This window comes from Vibrio jasicida 090810c (assembly GCF_002887615.1).
Classification (GTDB): domain Bacteria; phylum Pseudomonadota; class Gammaproteobacteria; order Enterobacterales; family Vibrionaceae; genus Vibrio; species Vibrio jasicida.
The window spans coordinates 1,472,313-1,487,799 of sequence record NZ_CP025793.1; the positions used below are offsets into that span (position 1 = coordinate 1,472,313).

18 protein-coding genes are annotated in these 15,487 nt (G+C 44.3%); 8 read left to right on the top strand and 10 right to left on the bottom strand.

The genetic code is table 11. The features are described 5' to 3' along the window. The first annotated feature begins 207 nt into the window (after positions 1 to 207). Positions 208 to 384 carry a DUF6435 family protein gene (locus C1S73_RS27815; RefSeq protein WP_009704518.1) on the top strand — a complete coding sequence of 59 codons (177 nt, stop codon included), beginning with the start codon at positions 208 to 210 and terminating at the stop codon, positions 382 to 384. Between the two features lie 290 nt (positions 385 to 674). Beyond that, complete coding sequence (locus C1S73_RS24105; RefSeq protein WP_038870900.1) at positions 675 to 1,313, top strand: hypothetical protein; 639 nt, start codon at positions 675 to 677, stop codon at positions 1,311 to 1,313. A gap of 151 nt (positions 1,314 to 1,464) precedes the next feature. Here the strand turns inward: C1S73_RS24105 and C1S73_RS24110 are convergent, their stop codons facing one another. After that, positions 1,465 to 1,878, bottom strand: a complete 414-nt coding sequence (locus tag C1S73_RS24110) for a PaaI family thioesterase (protein WP_038870903.1) — start codon at positions 1,876 to 1,878, stop codon at positions 1,465 to 1,467. 295 nt (positions 1,879 to 2,173) lie between these two features. On the opposite strand from C1S73_RS24110, the gene C1S73_RS24115 reads away from it, so the two are divergent. After that, a complete protein-coding gene (locus tag C1S73_RS24115) occupies positions 2,174 to 3,934 on the top strand; it encodes an ABC transporter ATP-binding protein/permease (RefSeq protein ID WP_042602831.1) in 1,761 nt (586 codons plus the stop codon). 284 nt (positions 3,935 to 4,218) lie between these two features. Here C1S73_RS24115 and C1S73_RS24120 read toward each other — a convergent pair whose 3' ends face one another. Beyond that, a complete protein-coding gene (locus C1S73_RS24120) occupies positions 4,219 to 5,376 on the bottom strand; it encodes a lipase family protein (protein WP_038873836.1) in 1,158 nt (385 codons plus the stop codon). Positions 5,377 to 5,385: 9 nt separating this feature from the next. Next, positions 5,386 to 5,937 (bottom strand): DUF6795 domain-containing protein, encoded by a 552-nt coding sequence (locus tag C1S73_RS24125; protein WP_042602833.1) that lies wholly within the window; start codon positions 5,935 to 5,937, stop codon positions 5,386 to 5,388. Positions 5,938 to 6,463: 526 nt separating this feature from the next. Between C1S73_RS24125 and rcnR the strand changes: the two genes are divergently transcribed. After that, entirely contained in the window at positions 6,464 to 6,736 is a 273-nt protein-coding gene (gene rcnR / locus C1S73_RS24130) for a Ni(II)/Co(II)-binding transcriptional repressor RcnR (RefSeq protein ID WP_005440696.1), read from the top strand. Positions 6,737 to 6,745: 9 nt separating this feature from the next. On the opposite strand, the gene C1S73_RS24135 is transcribed toward rcnR, so the two are convergent. From C1S73_RS24135 to C1S73_RS24155, 5 genes are all read right to left on the bottom strand, one after another. Continuing rightward, positions 6,746 to 6,925 carry a DUF1289 domain-containing protein gene (locus C1S73_RS24135; protein ID WP_038871045.1) on the bottom strand — a complete coding sequence of 60 codons (180 nt, stop codon included), beginning with the start codon at positions 6,923 to 6,925 and terminating at the stop codon, positions 6,746 to 6,748. Next, the gene (locus C1S73_RS24140; protein ID WP_038871048.1) at positions 6,926 to 7,363 is read right to left on the bottom strand and encodes a hypothetical protein; all 438 of its coding nucleotides are present in this window, start codon (positions 7,361 to 7,363) and stop codon (positions 6,926 to 6,928) included. It abuts the gene before it with no gap. Positions 7,364 to 7,600: 237 nt separating this feature from the next. Continuing rightward, positions 7,601 to 8,059: a hypothetical protein gene (locus C1S73_RS24145; RefSeq protein WP_038871050.1), complete on the bottom strand. Its 459-nt coding sequence runs from the start codon at positions 8,057 to 8,059 to the stop codon at positions 7,601 to 7,603. A 112-nt stretch (positions 8,060 to 8,171) separates the two neighbouring features. Further along, positions 8,172 to 8,363, bottom strand: coding sequence for a hypothetical protein (locus C1S73_RS24150; RefSeq protein ID WP_009704524.1), 192 nt, complete (start codon positions 8,361 to 8,363; stop codon positions 8,172 to 8,174). A 198-nt stretch (positions 8,364 to 8,561) separates the two neighbouring features. Next, a complete protein-coding gene (locus C1S73_RS24155; protein WP_050566722.1) occupies positions 8,562 to 9,248 on the bottom strand; it encodes a glutathione S-transferase in 687 nt (228 codons plus the stop codon). A gap of 252 nt (positions 9,249 to 9,500) precedes the next feature. Between C1S73_RS24155 and C1S73_RS24160 the strand changes: the two genes are divergently transcribed. Next, positions 9,501 to 9,893: a hypothetical protein gene (locus C1S73_RS24160; RefSeq protein ID WP_038871056.1), complete on the top strand. Its 393-nt coding sequence runs from the start codon at positions 9,501 to 9,503 to the stop codon at positions 9,891 to 9,893. Between the two features lie 16 nt (positions 9,894 to 9,909). Here C1S73_RS24160 and C1S73_RS24165 read toward each other — a convergent pair whose 3' ends face one another. Beyond that, on the bottom strand, positions 9,910 to 10,914 hold the full coding sequence (locus tag C1S73_RS24165; protein ID WP_038871059.1) for a metal-dependent hydrolase: 1,005 nt from the start codon (positions 10,912 to 10,914) through the stop codon (positions 9,910 to 9,912). 284 nt (positions 10,915 to 11,198) lie between these two features. Between C1S73_RS24165 and C1S73_RS24170 the strand changes: the two genes are divergently transcribed. Then, positions 11,199 to 11,990, top strand: a complete 792-nt coding sequence (locus C1S73_RS24170) for a CLCA_X family protein (protein WP_038871062.1) — start codon at positions 11,199 to 11,201, stop codon at positions 11,988 to 11,990. Between the two features lie 113 nt (positions 11,991 to 12,103). After that, entirely contained in the window at positions 12,104 to 13,435 is a 1,332-nt protein-coding gene (locus C1S73_RS24175) for an MFS transporter (protein WP_038871065.1), read from the top strand. Positions 13,436 to 13,511: 76 nt separating this feature from the next. Here C1S73_RS24175 and C1S73_RS24180 read toward each other — a convergent pair whose 3' ends face one another. Next, on the bottom strand, positions 13,512 to 14,816 hold the full coding sequence (locus C1S73_RS24180) for a ferredoxin reductase family protein (RefSeq protein ID WP_227740559.1): 1,305 nt from the start codon (positions 14,814 to 14,816) through the stop codon (positions 13,512 to 13,514). Positions 14,817 to 15,077: 261 nt separating this feature from the next. Between C1S73_RS24180 and C1S73_RS24185 the strand changes: the two genes are divergently transcribed. Then, the gene (locus tag C1S73_RS24185; RefSeq protein WP_038871068.1) at positions 15,078 to 15,410 is read left to right on the top strand and encodes a PepSY domain-containing protein; all 333 of its coding nucleotides are present in this window, start codon (positions 15,078 to 15,080) and stop codon (positions 15,408 to 15,410) included. Positions 15,411 to 15,487: the final 77 nt, after the last annotated feature.

Consider the following 15,487-nt stretch of genomic DNA (forward strand, 5'->3'; position numbering starts at 1 on the left):
TTAGTCGAGATCCACGGTGCAATCATATCGGCAAAGTAAGTCTAAATTTTCCCAAGAGCCCTCTCATAGAACAGTCAAAAACTGTCATCTTTGGCGGCAGATTGAACAAAAGAAAGACGTAACAAAACAATAGTACGGTGTTTATGGTTTGAACCAAACGCAGACAAAACGCGTAATAAAGGAAGGTTCTAAGTAAAGGATTTATTTATGTTTTCTTTCTTCAAAAACAATTCTGTCAAGAAACTCAAAAAGCGCCACTCAATGCTACTTGAACAAGCGATGCAAGCGCAAAGACGTGGTGATATACGTACCTACTCATTGTTGACGGCGGAGGCCGAAGAGCTTTTCGAGCAAATAAAAACCGCTCACAAGCCCCAGAGTTGAGTCCTACGTTAAGCTCGATGATCGATTAAGGTTGGATCAGCAACCAATAAAAGTATGAAGGTGAACGGTTTGGTTCACCTTTATGTTTTTAAATGGCGAAACGACATTATCTTTTTGCTAGCGGACGACTTCATCAACATAACCAGTGCCTGCTTACGAGCAATATCATGTTCTCGTGATGAAAGAAGAAGAAATTTCATTGGATTCGATATGTTCATATATGCTTATGTCTGTGAACTATAATCAATAAGATTTCACGCAATCTATAAATAACAACAAAGGACTGTGTTATGCCACAAACGTTAGATCAGGCTGTTCAGGTTTTAGACCGAGATTTAGAGGAGTTTTTACTTCGTTTCCCACTATCCATTACCAGCGCGGGCCAAACGAAAGGTGCTATGAGGTTTTACTTGTATAGCCATGGCGATACCGCTTTCGGGATAAATCAGGGGGTTAAGATGAAGGAGATGCGTTTCCGCCTTGGCCCAAAATCGTTAGTTAAAAACGCGAAAGCACTTCAATGTATTCATATCCCCGTTTCTCCGTTTGAACAACTTAAACCCGACTCCATTTCTAAAGTCACCCACTATGATGCTGCTGACTACTTGGTAACCACTCAATTGACCGGCTGTACCTTTGCAATCCGTAAAGGAAAAGGAGGCGGGCTTGAGTTTTTGCATGTTCAACCAAAGGGGGACTTTAACGGCATGGAAGTACAACGTGCTGTCCAGAAGGAGTTCCAAGTCTCTTTTGGTAGAGGGTCTGGCACGGACAATTCAACTTATGGTGAAAATACTCGGGTTACGGTTATGGGCGCGCGAACCAACGGCCTATGGGTCGTCTATGCTCAATATCAAGACTCGAGTGGCAGTGTGACAAAAGTAGACTGCATTTATAAAGAACCAAGCTCTGTGGCGTATGTGGATTAACTTCATCGCTGTTTAGGTTCTTCACTCACTGCCACACAAGTAAAGAGTGTGAGTTGACCAAATAGGTTGACTCACCTCCCTATCCCTTCGTTACGACCGCACCTTTTAAACTCTTCTCATGACTTACTGCTGTACTCAAAAGTGAGCAATATTAGACATCAACAGCCTGCCGCATAAACTTGGCTTCTGCCTTTGAGTAGCACTGCTCACCAACATAGATTTCGCTTTCTAGCAAATACATGCCTCGCTTACTCTTGATGCAATGTGCTTCCACTCGGATAGAACTATTGAGAGGGATAGGTTTGATAAAGCGCACCTCCAACTTAGCCGTCATAGCGCAGATATCTTGTGCGAAAAGGCAGTGTGTCATAGCAGTATCGTGCAGCGCACTGATGGCACCGCCTTGCATCACGCCTTCATAACCTTGAACCTTTTCTGTCGGCACGATTTGCCCTTGCACGCCACCACTCGGCATTGCCGTAAATTGAATCGTATCGTGTGCGTTGAAAAACGGCTGGCAGCAGACTGCGCAATGTTGGTGGTTTTTAGGAGCGTGAATAGACATAAGTACCTCTGCGATTGAGATTGTCTGTGGAACAAAACAGAATGAATAAAGAGAACAAAGAAAAGAAGCGTTAGACTTGACGAGCAACTGACATGGTGAATTCCTTTATCTACTTAGGCTGTCACTTTATGCCCTGTAATTAGCATATGCCAATAATAAAAAGTGAGAAATTAGGTTTCATCGGTTGAATGCCTCCGCCAAAGAATTTCTCTCTTATCGAATCTGACTCACCACTGGTTTCACGTACCAAAGTCGCTTACTATGCCAAGTACCTATAACGCTTTGTGAGCCACTCATGAGCAGTAAAAATAATAAAAATCTCAGCATTCTTCTTAAACTCAACACCTTCGTTTCACCTTATAAATGGCGCGTTGCTGCGGCTTTAGTTGCCCTCATCGCAACAGCTAGCCTGACGCTATCCGTCGGTTACGGCGTACGCATTCTTATAGACCAAGGCTTTGCTCAGCAATCACTGCAAGAACTCACCAATGCGATTCAATTTATCGTCGGTGTGACGCTGTGCATCGCAGTGGGGACATTCTTCCGTTTCTATCTGGTTTCTTCTGTGGGCGAACGCGTCAGCGCGGACATTCGTCTTGCGGTGTTTAACCATGTGATTACGCTGCATCCTAGTTATTTTGAGACCAATAGTAGCGGCGATATTATGTCTCGTCTCACCACAGATACGACGTTGCTGCAAAGCATTATTGGTTCGTCGTTTTCTATGGCGATGCGCAGCGCGCTTATGTGTATTGGTGCGATCATCATGTTGTTCGCAACAAACTTTAAACTCACTTTGATTGTGCTGGCTTCTGTTCCATTCGTATTGGTTCCGATTTTGGTTTATGGAAGACGAGTACGTGCCCTATCACGCCAAAGCCAAGACACCATGGCCGATGTCGGCAGCTACGCAGGCGAAGCGATTGAGCACATCAAAACGGTTCAAAGCTTTAGCTCAGAGCAACATGAACGCGCGGCGTTTGCTGTCGAAGTAGAAAAAGCTTACGAGGTGGGTAGACAGCGAGTAAAACAGCGCGCGATTCTGATTTCTGGTGTTATCGTTATCGTGTTCAGCGCCATTGCTGGCATGCTTTGGGTCGGCGGAAGTGATGTGATTCACGGCAAGATGTCTGCCGGCGATCTAGCGGCATTTGTGTTCTACGCCATCATGGTTGCGTCTTCCATGGCAACGATTTCCGAAGTCATGGGGGAACTGCAAAGAGCCGCTGGTGCAACAGAAAGGCTGATTGAGATCCTTCAAGTGGAAAGCGACATCAGCGCACCAAACAATCACCTTCCTATTACCGATGATATGCCAGCGGAAGTGACGTTTGATTCAGTGAACTTCAACTACCCTTCTCGCCCCGACCAACCCGCTATCAAAGGGTTAAACCTGACTGCAGAGAAAGGTAAGGTGTTGGCTTTAGTTGGCCCGTCTGGCGCTGGTAAAACGACCTTATTCGAATTGCTGCAACGCTTCTACGACCCGCAACAAGGCCAAGTATTGTTTGGTGGAGAAGACATTCGACAGTTCGAACCGAATGATCTTCGCCGTCAAATGGCATTGGTTCCACAGCAACCCGCTTTGTTTAGTCACGATGTATTCCACAACATTCGTTACGGCAATCCAGACGCTACTGACGAGCAAGTGATTGAAGCGGCGAAGAAAGCACACGCGCATGAGTTTATTGAGAAGCTACCGGACGGTTACCATAGCTTTTTGGGTGAGCGCGGCGTGAGATTATCTGGCGGTCAAAAACAACGTATCGCGATTGCTCGTGCGATTCTGAAAGATCCAAAAATCCTTTTGCTTGATGAGGCCACCAGCGCACTGGACAGTGAAAGTGAGCACCATGTTCAACAAGCACTTGAAGCATTGATGAAAGACCGCACGACTCTGATCATTGCTCACCGACTTTCAACCATCCAACACGCCGATAAAATTGCGGTGCTAGACGGTGGCGAGTTGATTGACCTTGGCAACCACCAGTCACTGATGCAAAGCTGCGAACTCTATCAGCGCCTTGTCGCGTTGCAGTTTAAGCATTTGGAGTAACAGCGGCTTTTTATTAGTTAAGAAGTAAAACAATACTGCTAAGCCACTCCACAACAACAGAGCGAATCCTCACAATACCAAATGTGCGAAGTTAATACGTATAGTCCTGCGGCAATCAGGAAGCTGAAGGAATTAAGTACTTCGAACATTATTGTGAGGATCGCCTCCCGTAACTTCCTCGATCTATGCACCTTCTAATTTAGAAAACAAAGTAAGTACGCTATCGCAAGAGCACGTCCTAAAAGTTACTGTTAAGGCGTTTGCCCTATCTCAAATTAATCCGCTCAACCATTAAAACGCTTAATCGCCTCATTTACACCTCGATATAGACGTCTAAGCATCTTATTGAAAATCTGCCTAATTGTTTTATAAGTCAAATCTATAACAATTGAGCTAGCCGCACCTGAAAATACCAACATATGACCAAGTAATCCTTTTACTTGGGATGCTGCTGTTTTTCCTGCTTCAGCTATTTTTACCAACGTTTGTGCAATAAAGTCGTACAGCGTCGCACCTGAGCTAATCGCTCCTTGAGCAGCAACTAGCGAATAGTACCCAGTATCCTTAAGTAAGGTGATTAAAGCAGCGCTTAAACGGTCAGTCCAAAAATTACTATAGTTAGCCTGATTACGTTTATTATAATCCAGCCGTACTGGGAGAAAAAAATCACTAGCCGCCCTTTGTAACTCCTGCCAATCTTCGCCCTTTGCTGTCGCTAGATATCCTGGAACAGCTCCTTGATCAGGATCCATGCCATGGGCGTTAGTGCAAATGCCTTGCCCACTGTCGAGACGAAACTCAAAGCCTTTATACGGCGAATGAAAAAAGGGCCAGAGTGGTACTTTGGGCACCACATCCGCGCCATGCGTACAGCGATAAATATCATTGATTCTGTTTGTATTTGCACTAGCAAAACCTGACAAGCCCACCCTAGGTGCACCAAACGTGTACAGTTTCACGTTATTGCTATAAGAGCTAGTTGCGACCCAGTCGGCAGTCAACGTAGCCAAAGCCCCGCCTAAACTATGTCCAATGCAATGCACAGTTCCTATCTTTGAATTTTTTCGCCATTCATCTAAAAACTTTTGTAATTGTGGGCGTAACAATGAAAATGTACGCTGAAAGCCAGCATGAACTGCTTGTCCATTGGCACTCCCTTTCAAACCAATTTGTAAGTTAGTTCCCCAATCATGACCTGATGTCATTTTAGTTCCGCGAATAGCGATAATAGCGTCTCCACTATATGGACCATCACCGTAACCTAACGCTGCAAACCCCGTCTCTTTATTGAAAAGATAGCCTCCCGTTTTACTAGTCAGATTATCTTTACTTTTAAAATACCTACGAACAGAAGGTGGAGGGGTGACACTACGCTGTTGCTCTCGTATAGAATATGCGAAAAAAGCAAGTTCCGAGGCTAGCTTTGGAGAAAGAGTTCCCATTTTAATCCCTTAAATTAGTCCATTAATGTTGCCGTATTTTTCTAGATCTTGAAGTTCACCAAACGCTTCAATATCAGCAGCTTTCTTTTTCTCTATTTCTGAGCGAACAGGCCACCTGCAGATGCTTACGATCGTGTAATTAACTACCCCACTTGGAAAATCAGAGTTGTAAATATCAACAATTTCTTCCTCGTTAGCTAAGTCACAGTTTAATTCCGAGAGCATTTCAGAAAAATAAGAGTTATGTGTTACACCACGAGAGTTTGCATCCCAAAGGTAAGTTTCATCCTTATTCGTATTGTTTCGATTAGCATCAATACGAATACCTTGCCAAATAACATTGGTTCTCAATGGGTTGTTAGCATGAAGTGATTGCATAGTTAGCTCTGGAAAGCTAAAGTGCCCCTCACTATCGGTTGTTGTATAGTCGTGAATCTCACCATCCGTTATATCGATAAACTCATAACTTCGTTTCAGCTTAATACCAACCAACGGTTTGCCATTGTCAGTGATCCGTCCACTTACTGCTGGAAATAGCTCGACGGTTTCCTTTTTAAACATTTCTCTCTCCAATCCATAGGCTTCAAATGCAAAAGATAAGAGGAAAATAACAAGCACTTGCGATGAGGGACTCTCAATTATACGCATCACACCACATAACCAATCAGTTGCATTTGAGATGATACTATATACGACATTCTGTACTATCAATGCAGATGTACTTTAGAGGCATCTTCATTTGAATAATTCTTAATTTTTGGACTACATAGATCTTTGGAATAGTGTTGTCTGTCGAAAATCCAGCACGCCGATAAAATTGCGGTGTTAGACGGCGGCGAGTTGATTGACCTTGGCAACCACCAGTCGTTAATGCAAAGCTGCGAACTCTATCAGCGCCTTGTCGCGTTGCAGTTTAAGCACCTAGAGTAACCTTCCATAAAGCCCGCTGAAACTAGCGGGCTTTGTTTTAAAACAATTCATCGCAAATATACTCCCCGTTAGTATAAACACTACCCCCCAGTATAAATTCGGTGCTACATTACCGACTAACTTCTCTCTTCTGCCAATTACATTGAGTACAGATGCTATGTCACATACAGCCAAAGATAAGAAAAAGCTAACGGCCCGAGTCAGCAAGATACAAGGTCAGGTTAATGGTCTTAAGAAGATGTTGGATGAAGAGCAAGAGTGCCAAGACGTGTTGCAGCAGATCGCCGCGATTCGAGGTGCGGTAAACGGTCTGATGAAAGAGGTCATCAAAGGCCATTTACATGAGCACCTTGTTCTAGAAGAAAGCAAAGAACAGCGAGAAGCGGATATGGACGTGGTGATTAAAGTTATCGACTCATACATTAAATAAAGCCCAGTATTACTGAGCTTTCATTTGAGACATTCTCTTTTGCAGATCTTTTTTGAGCGCATTGATGGCGTAAGGCTTCATCGACTTCCAAGTCTGACATTCTTCTCGCGTTCTTCCGCACCCAGCGCACCACCCTTTGCTATGGGAGAAATCACATACATCGATACAAGGGCTTTTCTGCTTTTTCATTTATAACCTTTCCAGAACTTTGTCGATACTTGCTTCTAGCGCACGCAGTCGGTTGAACTCTTCGAACAAACGTTGTTCTAGGTTTTTAAAATTGAGCGGCAGGGTTCGCTGGCAAATGCCATAGCTGTTATCCAGTGTCTTATACCCTTTCCACCCCGCAATACGGCTCCCTTCTAGCGCTTTGAATTGACGAACAAATTCAGCTTGAGATGGACAGTCTTCTTCCGCATGCATACAAATCGGAAAGGCTTTTTGCTTCACATGTGGCCCTTCGATATACGTTTCGAAATGCACACCACCTTGGTTTTCGTTGAACCAGTTTTGCTTATACAGCTGCAAGTACTCTCCTCGGTTATAAATTTCCCAACCATCTTCAAACCAATTCGCGTTTTGCAGCATCTTTTCTAGGTTGCGAAAAACACCCTTTACGTCTTTCATACAGTGACACTTCCCAGTGAGTTATGTTTTTAAAAACTATACTCCCCTCCAGTATATAATACTACCCCCTAGTATATGTGGTTATTTGAGTGGGATGCGGGAGAAAGAGTAATGGCGTTATTTATAACTCCAAGGAAAAAAATCCAACATGCAGCTTTAAGCCACTTAAAAATACAAACGAAAAAGGCGAACCAGTTGGCTCGCCTTTCATGCTGTACTTTTGATCCCGAGTTAGACTTAGTCTTCTGGGTTTTCCTTCGCGTTGATTTCCGCGTACGTGTGTAGAAGCTCTGTTAACGTCTTCACCCATGCGAATACGTCTGTCGGTGTGTTTTGTAGCAGCTTTTCCACTTGCTCACAGTGCGTTTCAAGCGTGATGGCTTCTTCTAGACGGAATGAAATTGCGTAGAAGTGCCAAAGCACAAGACGCGTCATACGCTCGCTGTTTTGCTTCGCGTTGTCAGAATCATCAAACGCTTGCTGAATTTCACTTAGTGCGATTGCGGTCATGCGTAACATCGCATCTAGGCGCGCTGACAACATGCGGTCTTCACTGTCTACTTCTTCTTGGTCGAAGGTAAACAGCTCGTTCATCACATCTTCTGGCACCATTTTACTGATCATGCGAGCACTAAACTCTTCCAGTTCATGGCGCGGCATAGTCACAAGACAATCGAATGTGTAATCACGAAGCATAAAATCACTCTACATCAGTTATTAACTTTTAATTTGCGCATTCTAAGGGCTGTGATTTCAATTACCACTTTTTATTTGTTTGGATGTGCAGATAAAACCTAGTAGCAGCGCGTTACTCTGAGGATTTGCTTTTTTGAAAGTACTGAACCACTTTCCAGATCAGGAAGCCTGCGACACCGACAAGCAACACAGAACGAAGGAGAATGGGCGCATCGTGTTCAAGTTGGCTTGCGTGAGGGACAATACTTGCAAACAACCGACTGGTAAAAAGCAGCCCCATCACCAACATAACAATCTTGTTCATACGCGCTACCTTTTAAATTCAAGCACTGCGCACCAAACGCAGCGATCGAGTTGTTTGCAAAATAAGAGCCTTAGCCCTAAGTGAACTTAAAAGGATGCGCGTCGTAGGTGTGATCGTCAATGGATGAGGCAGTAAGCTAATATTGCAAATGTGAAGACGCGCTAGGCGATTCCGCCCAAATAACCTTTAGAGCAGCACTTAATTGCTAAAGTATTGATCCTCCCGAGTGTCCAACCACAAGTCATAGTTTTTCATCACTTTGGAGAACTGAGGACTTTGAATATAACCATTCAGCCATGCTTTTAATTTTGGGTAAGGGCTTTGTCTGAACCACTGTTTATCGATGCGTGCGTACTTACGGATGAAAGGCAGAATAGCGATATCGACCAAGCTTTCTCGTTCCGAAAACAAAAAGGAATGCTGCGTTAAAAGAGACTCAAGCTTGATGACTCCCCTTTCACACTCTTTACGCAGTTCATCTGCATTATCTTCATGGTAACGCTTCGCACATCCAAAAGCGTTCATCGCGGGTACAAAGTGCGATTCAAACTCTCCAATCACTTCGAGCATTTTAGGCAATGCTTCTGGATGGCTGCTATTCAAAAGATCATGCGGATCACATTCAGAAAGCGCCCAAACCATAATGTCTAAGCTTTCTTCAAGTATCTGTTTTTGAGGTGTAGTGTCCATTTGAGAACGGTTGGGGATGACTAGTACAGGCACACTGCCTTTCGGCGAAACCTCTAGCATTTCTGATGGCTTGTTATCGAGTTTGATAGAACGAATAAGCACGCATTGCTGGGCTTTGAGCAACGCAAATCTTGCACGAATCGCGTAGGGGCAATTGTGCAAAGAATAAAGAATGAGTGCCGTACCGTTCGTCATATTAGGTTCCATCAAGCTATTGCCTTTGCTTCTAACTATTACCGTCTCTTCTAACTATTTTACTTTCTAACTCTTTCAATTTCAGAGTAGCAAGTTCTGCTTTTTCTATTCCATATAGAAATCATGAATCTTCATTTGAAATGATATTACTTTCAAAAAGAGGAAATCAATCTGGAAAAAGTTCACCGCATTTTGTGATGCGGGCTGTGGTTAAAATTACCGTGAAATCCAGTAATACAAAGCAACGCCATTATGAACAACGACGCGAAACAACTTTTTCATCACCTCTGTAAGCAATACGATGAGTTATCTAAGGACTTCGAATCTCGCCCTTTCCCTGAGTTTTCAGAAACCATTACTCACCCGTTGGGTTACTGCTTTGTCCGTTGTCCTGTGGGGAGTCAGCGCTTTTCCATTGTGTCGATCAACTTTGATCCTTCGGTACGTGGCCAAGGGGTTTTAACCGCGTTTATCAACTACGTAAGAAACAACCCGTATCACTATCAAGGTGTTGAAGTTGCCATCATTGAAAACAAGAACCTAGCGAAAAGACTGCTGTCTCTTGGATGGGAATACAAATCCTTGTTTAGCAAACTTTTCTTCTCCAAAAAGCCAACATTGATTAAAGACTTTCAGTGCGCTTAATGACGCAGAGTCACCCTCAGTCATTGCCTTTCAGCATATCGATAAATGCTTGTCTTGATTCTTGGGAAGTGTCTCGATGTGTTGTGTAGGCGGCATGGGTGTTTTCATCAGCAGATTGCGAAAGCTCAATGCCCCACAAGGCTTTTATTTGGTTTGGAACCATTGAGTAACGCACGTCTATAATGCGCTTTTCATCGTCCGGATCACGCGCGACAAAGCCATCAGAGAACCAACGAAATCGCTCAATATCTAAGGCCTGCTGCGATGTTGAGCTTAACCAAGGGAAGTCTTTCCCGATGTCCAGTTTGGCAACCGATTCTCCAGTATAGATTTTGGTCGCAGTCCCTACTCTTATGGCGTCTACGTAATACTGGCCCTCGGCTTCGTAGATTACTTTCCAAACCAAACTATTCGCGAACGTAGGTTTGGCCTCTAAGCGCACTGGAGTATGCTGCCTTGCTTGTGCAAACTCCCACCCTGCTTCTTCTGCCCTGTCTCTTTGAATCATGCCGAACGTAAGGTAAGCAAACGCCCAAACTATCGAGATTCGTGCATACCAAGGGTTACGTTTCAGTAAAACAAGCACGACGCCAATTAGAACAGGAAGCGTGAAGACAGGGTCAATAACAGAAACGGTATTCCACGCAAACCGCTCGTTGGTAAACGGCCACAAAAGCTGAGTGCCGTAACTGGTACACGCATCCAATAAACCGTGTGTGGCATAGCCGAGCGCACAATACCACCAGCTTTGTGTGAACGATAAACCAAGCCTTTTAGCAAAAAGCGGATAGAAAACCAAAGCGCAGAGTAAGCTGCCAATAGGAATAAACAGCAACGAGTGGGTGAACTGTCGGTGATATTGCAAAAACAACAGCGGATCATTGGAAGAGCGAATCAATATGTCCAAATCTGGAGCCATACCAGCAAGCATTCCAAGGACACCTGCCGCCACCAAGTGCTGTTTTTTGCTTACTGATAGAGACAATGACGCCCCAACCACCCCTTGCGTTAACGGGTCCACGGCGAAATCTCCCAATCACACTTAAAAACCAGAAATGTTTGCCACATAAAATATCCGTATTTCGATGACTCGAACCCATTGGGTGGAATCACATCAAAGCTATTGAAAATCAAAGCGAATAAAACGAGTGTTAGTTTTAGTGTAGATGGATTGGACAAGTTCGCGAGCCTGCGTAAAACGAGATATGACGAAATCTCCGACTCAGCCTTCTATTGCGGTATAATCTGACGTCTTATGTTTTGAGTATAAGTTTCCACTCCTTCAGCACCACTTCGAGGCACGTCTTGCAGTTAACCAGTTTTAAATACAAAACGCGTAAAGGCCCTGATTATCGCCATGGCGACCAAGTGTCGTTTGTCGACATCAAAGAGACATTTGGCATCGGCGGAATTCGTATTGGTAAATGGGTGAACAAAGAAGAAAAAGACCTCGCGGCAAACTTAATATTCGATTCTCTCGCAGACTTAGCGTACATCCTTGCGCTACCGCCTTCGGCGATTGGACTTCGTGGTAATTTGAGCCTTGCTTTTGGTACTGGCGGCCGCAAAGGAGTCCAAGCACATTACGCACCGAATCAACGTGAATTAGCCTTGGCAAAGAATGCTGGTGCAGGAGCGCTTGCTCATGAGTTTTGGCACGCGTTCGATCATTACATTGCCGAGAAAGCTTTCGACATTGGAGATCGTTCGGGGCCTCAACGCCAAATCTTATTTGCGAGTGATTGTTGGTTGAAAAATGCCGATCATTTTCCGCATCCACTCAACGAGCGATTACTTAAGATTTTTGACGCCACATTGCTCACTCAAGACGGCCAAGATCGACATGACTATGTATCCCGAAGTGTAAAAGCAGACCAAGCGATGGGTTCAAGCTACTTTTCACAACCCACCGAGATGATGGCACGAGCATTTGAAGCCGTTGTGGAGTCTTGTTCTGGCATTGAAAACGCATACCTAGTTTCTGGCACAACGAAGCCGGACACCCTGCCTCTTTACCCAGATATCGCACACAGAAACGCGATATATGAAGTGCTTCAAGCGTATTTTCGTCCACTGGGTGACGCGTTGAGTCGTTAACAAAGGAATAGCGACTATTCAGAAAATCTCGCGATTTCAAAGCACAAACCTTTCCCATCAATCTAAAAAAGGTTTATACATAACGTTATGTTATTCATATTGCTGAATGTTTCATGACGCTGAAAGAAATCCTCAAAATCCGTAACGTTCGCTGCTTCCTCATGTTCCGAAGCAGTTACTTTGCGCGCTTCTATTACCCCGTATTCACGCTGCTCTATTTGGATTACGGATTAACGCTGTCTCAATTCGCCATGCTCAATGTTGTTTGGGCGGCGACCATTGTACTTGCGGAAGTCCCTTCCGGCGCTTTTGCCGATACCTTGGGGCGAAAACGACTGGTGGTGCTGTCGTCTATCGTCATGTTCATCGAAATCGCAATGATCGCCTTTGTCCCTACTGGGAATCCCACTTTTGTTTTCGTTGTGTTTTTGATTAACCGAGTGCTGAGCGGCTTAGCAATGGCGTTAGCAAGTGGCGCAGATGAGGCATTGGCTTACGACACATTAAAGGAGCAAGGCAAAGAGGAATTGTGGCCGAGAGTGTTGCAGATTCAACTTCGTATTGCCTCTAGCGTGGGGATTGTGGTCACACTTGTAGGCGCTGCCATGTACGACGTGAACTTTATGGCCAACGTGTATCAGTTCCTTGGATTCGACAAGCCAGAAACCACGCAAGACATCATGCGCATCCCTGTTTACGCGACTTTGTTTGTTGCGTTGATCGCCATCTACGCCGCATTCAGCATGAGAGAAGAGAAAAAGGTAATACCAAGCAGCGAAAGCAAGTTGGCTTCTACCATGGCCAGCATGAAGCTCACACTCAACACCGCCAAGTGGGTATTATCTACGCCTTACGTACTATTCATTCTGCTCTACTACAGTTTGTTCGAGCACACTTCACGAATGTTTTTGACCATGAACAGTCAGTACTACCGTGCGATTGATATTCCAATTATCTACTTTGGTTTAATCGGCGCTGGCATTAGCCTCTTGCAGATTATCTTAGCTGGCCAAAGCCGTCGTTTAGCAGAGAGTATGGCACCAAAGACGTTCATTTTAGTCATGGGCATCGCAACGATGGCGACCTACTATTGGATAAGCTTAGGCTGGTCAATATACGGGGTGATTCCTGCGCTGATTCTGATCTTTATTATCATGACGATGAACATTTTCATCAGCTATCACTTGAACAAGAAAACAGAATCTCACAACCGAGCGACAGTATTAAGCTTCAAAGGTTTGATGTTCAACTTGGGCTACGGCTTAATCGGTATGCTCTATGCCTACTACTACAAGTTACTCTCGCAAAACTACACCGAAGCGCAAATAGAACAACACATCGACTTTATCGCATCGCTGTCTTCGTTCTTCTACTATTTCACGTTCTTGTTTATCGCTATCAGCGTCTATTTCTATATCAAAGATAAAAAGCAGGCGATCTTTTAAGCCATTCTGTTAGAAACAAAATAAGGCGAGCCATTTGGTTCGCCTTATTGATTGTTAGCCCAGAGTTCAATTGTTTCTATCTAAACTCAAACAACTCTCGATGAAACGACTTGGCTGGTAGGCCGATATTAGTAAATGCTTTCTCAAGCGTCTTACCTAATTCGGAAGGCCCACAAAACCACACACTGCTGCTCTCCACATTTGCTATGCGCTCAATGACGTCCGTGTTGGTAAAACGCCCTTCTTCACTCGTATTTCTCATGTATAGCTTAACGCCCGCTTCCTTTGCTCTGTGTTGTAGTTCATCCAGAAGCGCTTTGTCCTCTTCTCGATAGCTGTAGAAAAGCGTTACAGACTTTGCTCTACCTATCGCCTCAATTGCGGTTAAAAATGGCGCGATGCCGATACCTGCTGCAAACCAAATTTGTTGCTCTGTATCATCTTGGAAATTGAAACAACCGTATGGGCCTTCTATCTGAGCCGATTGCCCAATTTCAAGCGTTCCCATTAATGAACGCGTGTAGTCACCATTGGCTTTGATCAGTAATCGCACCTGACCGTTGTCGTTATGAGCTGACGCCAAACTAAATGGATGCGGTCGTTCTTTATCGTCAAATCCGATAAATGCAAACTGACCCGGCTGATACGTAAATTGAGGTACTTCAACTTTTATGACTACTTCAATTCCGCCGTTGATTGATTTGATACTACTAACCTTGGCGGGATAACGTTTCTTCTTACCATTCAAACCTAAGATAGTAATCAAGCATCCTACCGTTGCTAAACCGCTGACCAACAGAAGGATAGCTCCGGTAACGGTTAACCATAGGCTTGCATCAAAGAACATCACCATGTGCAGCATTAAAAGCAGGTAAAGATATGGAAAGACTTTATGAGTAAGCTGAAAGACGTTGTGTTTGAACTTCTTAATCCATGCAATCAAAACAAAAGCCGCGGACAGATAGAAACCATATTCGCCAATCAACTGCGCCTGATCACCCAACGCATCAATCAGCTTCCAAAATGGAAAGGTCTCATTCTTTGGCTCGACATAACCAAAATCCATCGCGAAATCATCGCTTAGAAATACCCCCCAGTGAAACAGAGCTGAAAAGACTGCCGAGATCCCTAAGTATTTGTGCAGACGATATTGCTTATCTAATCCGCCTAACAAGCGCTCCAACGGCCAATGCTTCACAGATAGAATCACGCACAACGACATCAAGATCATTGATACGATGCCACTGTAGTTGACCAAATAAGTGCGCACCTGCCAAAACATTGGCCACTCAAGTGTCGGCGTGCCTATTTGCAGCTCCGAGTAAGGGATCAGCAAAGCAACGAATACAATGCCAAAGTTGAGCATCAAATTTCTGTTCATACGGCGACTTCAATCCATCATGATTTTAACTGTCGCCAAACTACCAATAGAAATGTGAAAAACTTGTATAGCCCTAGCGCCCCACGTTTCCAGAATCGACCGCCCCTTTTTACACCAAGCCCCCGACGTAACAAAAGCGCGTGTTTTAGGATTAATACCGCTCAAATAGCATATTCACATTTCTTTTACGTCACCACCTACACTATGGAAACGCCAACGAAAGAATTCTCTCTGGTGAGATGAGAGCTTAAGGAGAAACCAATGAAAAAGTTAATCTTATGTTCGGCCTTGACCGCATTTGGTGTATTGAGCCTTCCAAGTTACGCCGCGTCCGACGCGAAAATCATTAGCCAAGAAGAAGCCATTAAATCCGCACTTGGCGCTTTAGATGTTGAAGTGCTTGGCATTCGCCATGATGAACCAGATACGCAATGGGATGTCTTCGTTAAGAAAGGTGACAAAGCTTATGAAGTTGAGGTTGATGCTCTAACAGGAAAAGTCGTCGCGGCTGAAGAAGAAAGCCTTGCAGAGATCCAAGCTGAGTTATCTGGCGATCTATCTCATGAAGGCGTTATCGGTGATGTTGATAAGTAGTTGTCGAGCAGACATGTGAATTGCTAGCAGTCAATTAGCAACATAAGCCCTTTTTAAGGTGAGCACGCTCTACTCGC

What these genes read in the sequence shown, in the direction of transcription:
- C1S73_RS27815 (WP_009704518.1), top strand. Translation starts at nt 208, where the DNA reads ATGTTTTCTTTCTTCAAAAACAATTCTGTCAAGAAACTCAAAAAGCGC.
- C1S73_RS24105 (WP_038870900.1), top strand. Translation starts at nt 675, where the DNA reads ATGCCACAAACGTTAGATCAGGCTGTTCAGGTTTTAGACCGAGATTTA.
- C1S73_RS24110 (WP_038870903.1), bottom strand. Translation starts at nt 1,878, where the DNA reads ATGTCTATTCACGCTCCTAAAAACCACCAACATTGCGCAGTCTGCTGC.
- C1S73_RS24115 (WP_042602831.1), top strand. Translation starts at nt 2,174, where the DNA reads ATGAGCAGTAAAAATAATAAAAATCTCAGCATTCTTCTTAAACTCAAC.
- C1S73_RS24120 (WP_038873836.1), bottom strand. Translation starts at nt 5,376, where the DNA reads ATGGGAACTCTTTCTCCAAAGCTAGCCTCGGAACTTGCTTTTTTCGCA.
- C1S73_RS24125 (WP_042602833.1), bottom strand. Translation starts at nt 5,937, where the DNA reads ATGTTTAAAAAGGAAACCGTCGAGCTATTTCCAGCAGTAAGTGGACGG.
- rcnR (WP_005440696.1), top strand. Translation starts at nt 6,464, where the DNA reads ATGTCACATACAGCCAAAGATAAGAAAAAGCTAACGGCCCGAGTCAGC.
- C1S73_RS24135 (WP_038871045.1), bottom strand. Translation starts at nt 6,925, where the DNA reads ATGAAAAAGCAGAAAAGCCCTTGTATCGATGTATGTGATTTCTCCCAT.
- C1S73_RS24140 (WP_038871048.1), bottom strand. Translation starts at nt 7,363, where the DNA reads ATGAAAGACGTAAAGGGTGTTTTTCGCAACCTAGAAAAGATGCTGCAA.
- C1S73_RS24145 (WP_038871050.1), bottom strand. Translation starts at nt 8,059, where the DNA reads ATGCTTCGTGATTACACATTCGATTGTCTTGTGACTATGCCGCGCCAT.
- C1S73_RS24150 (WP_009704524.1), bottom strand. Translation starts at nt 8,363, where the DNA reads ATGAACAAGATTGTTATGTTGGTGATGGGGCTGCTTTTTACCAGTCGG.
- C1S73_RS24155 (WP_050566722.1), bottom strand. Translation starts at nt 9,248, where the DNA reads ATGACGAACGGTACGGCACTCATTCTTTATTCTTTGCACAATTGCCCC.
- C1S73_RS24160 (WP_038871056.1), top strand. Translation starts at nt 9,501, where the DNA reads ATGAACAACGACGCGAAACAACTTTTTCATCACCTCTGTAAGCAATAC.
- C1S73_RS24175 (WP_038871065.1), top strand. Translation starts at nt 12,104, where the DNA reads ATGACGCTGAAAGAAATCCTCAAAATCCGTAACGTTCGCTGCTTCCTC.
- C1S73_RS24180 (WP_227740559.1), bottom strand. Translation starts at nt 14,816, where the DNA reads ATGAACAGAAATTTGATGCTCAACTTTGGCATTGTATTCGTTGCTTTG.
- C1S73_RS24185 (WP_038871068.1), top strand. Translation starts at nt 15,078, where the DNA reads ATGAAAAAGTTAATCTTATGTTCGGCCTTGACCGCATTTGGTGTATTG.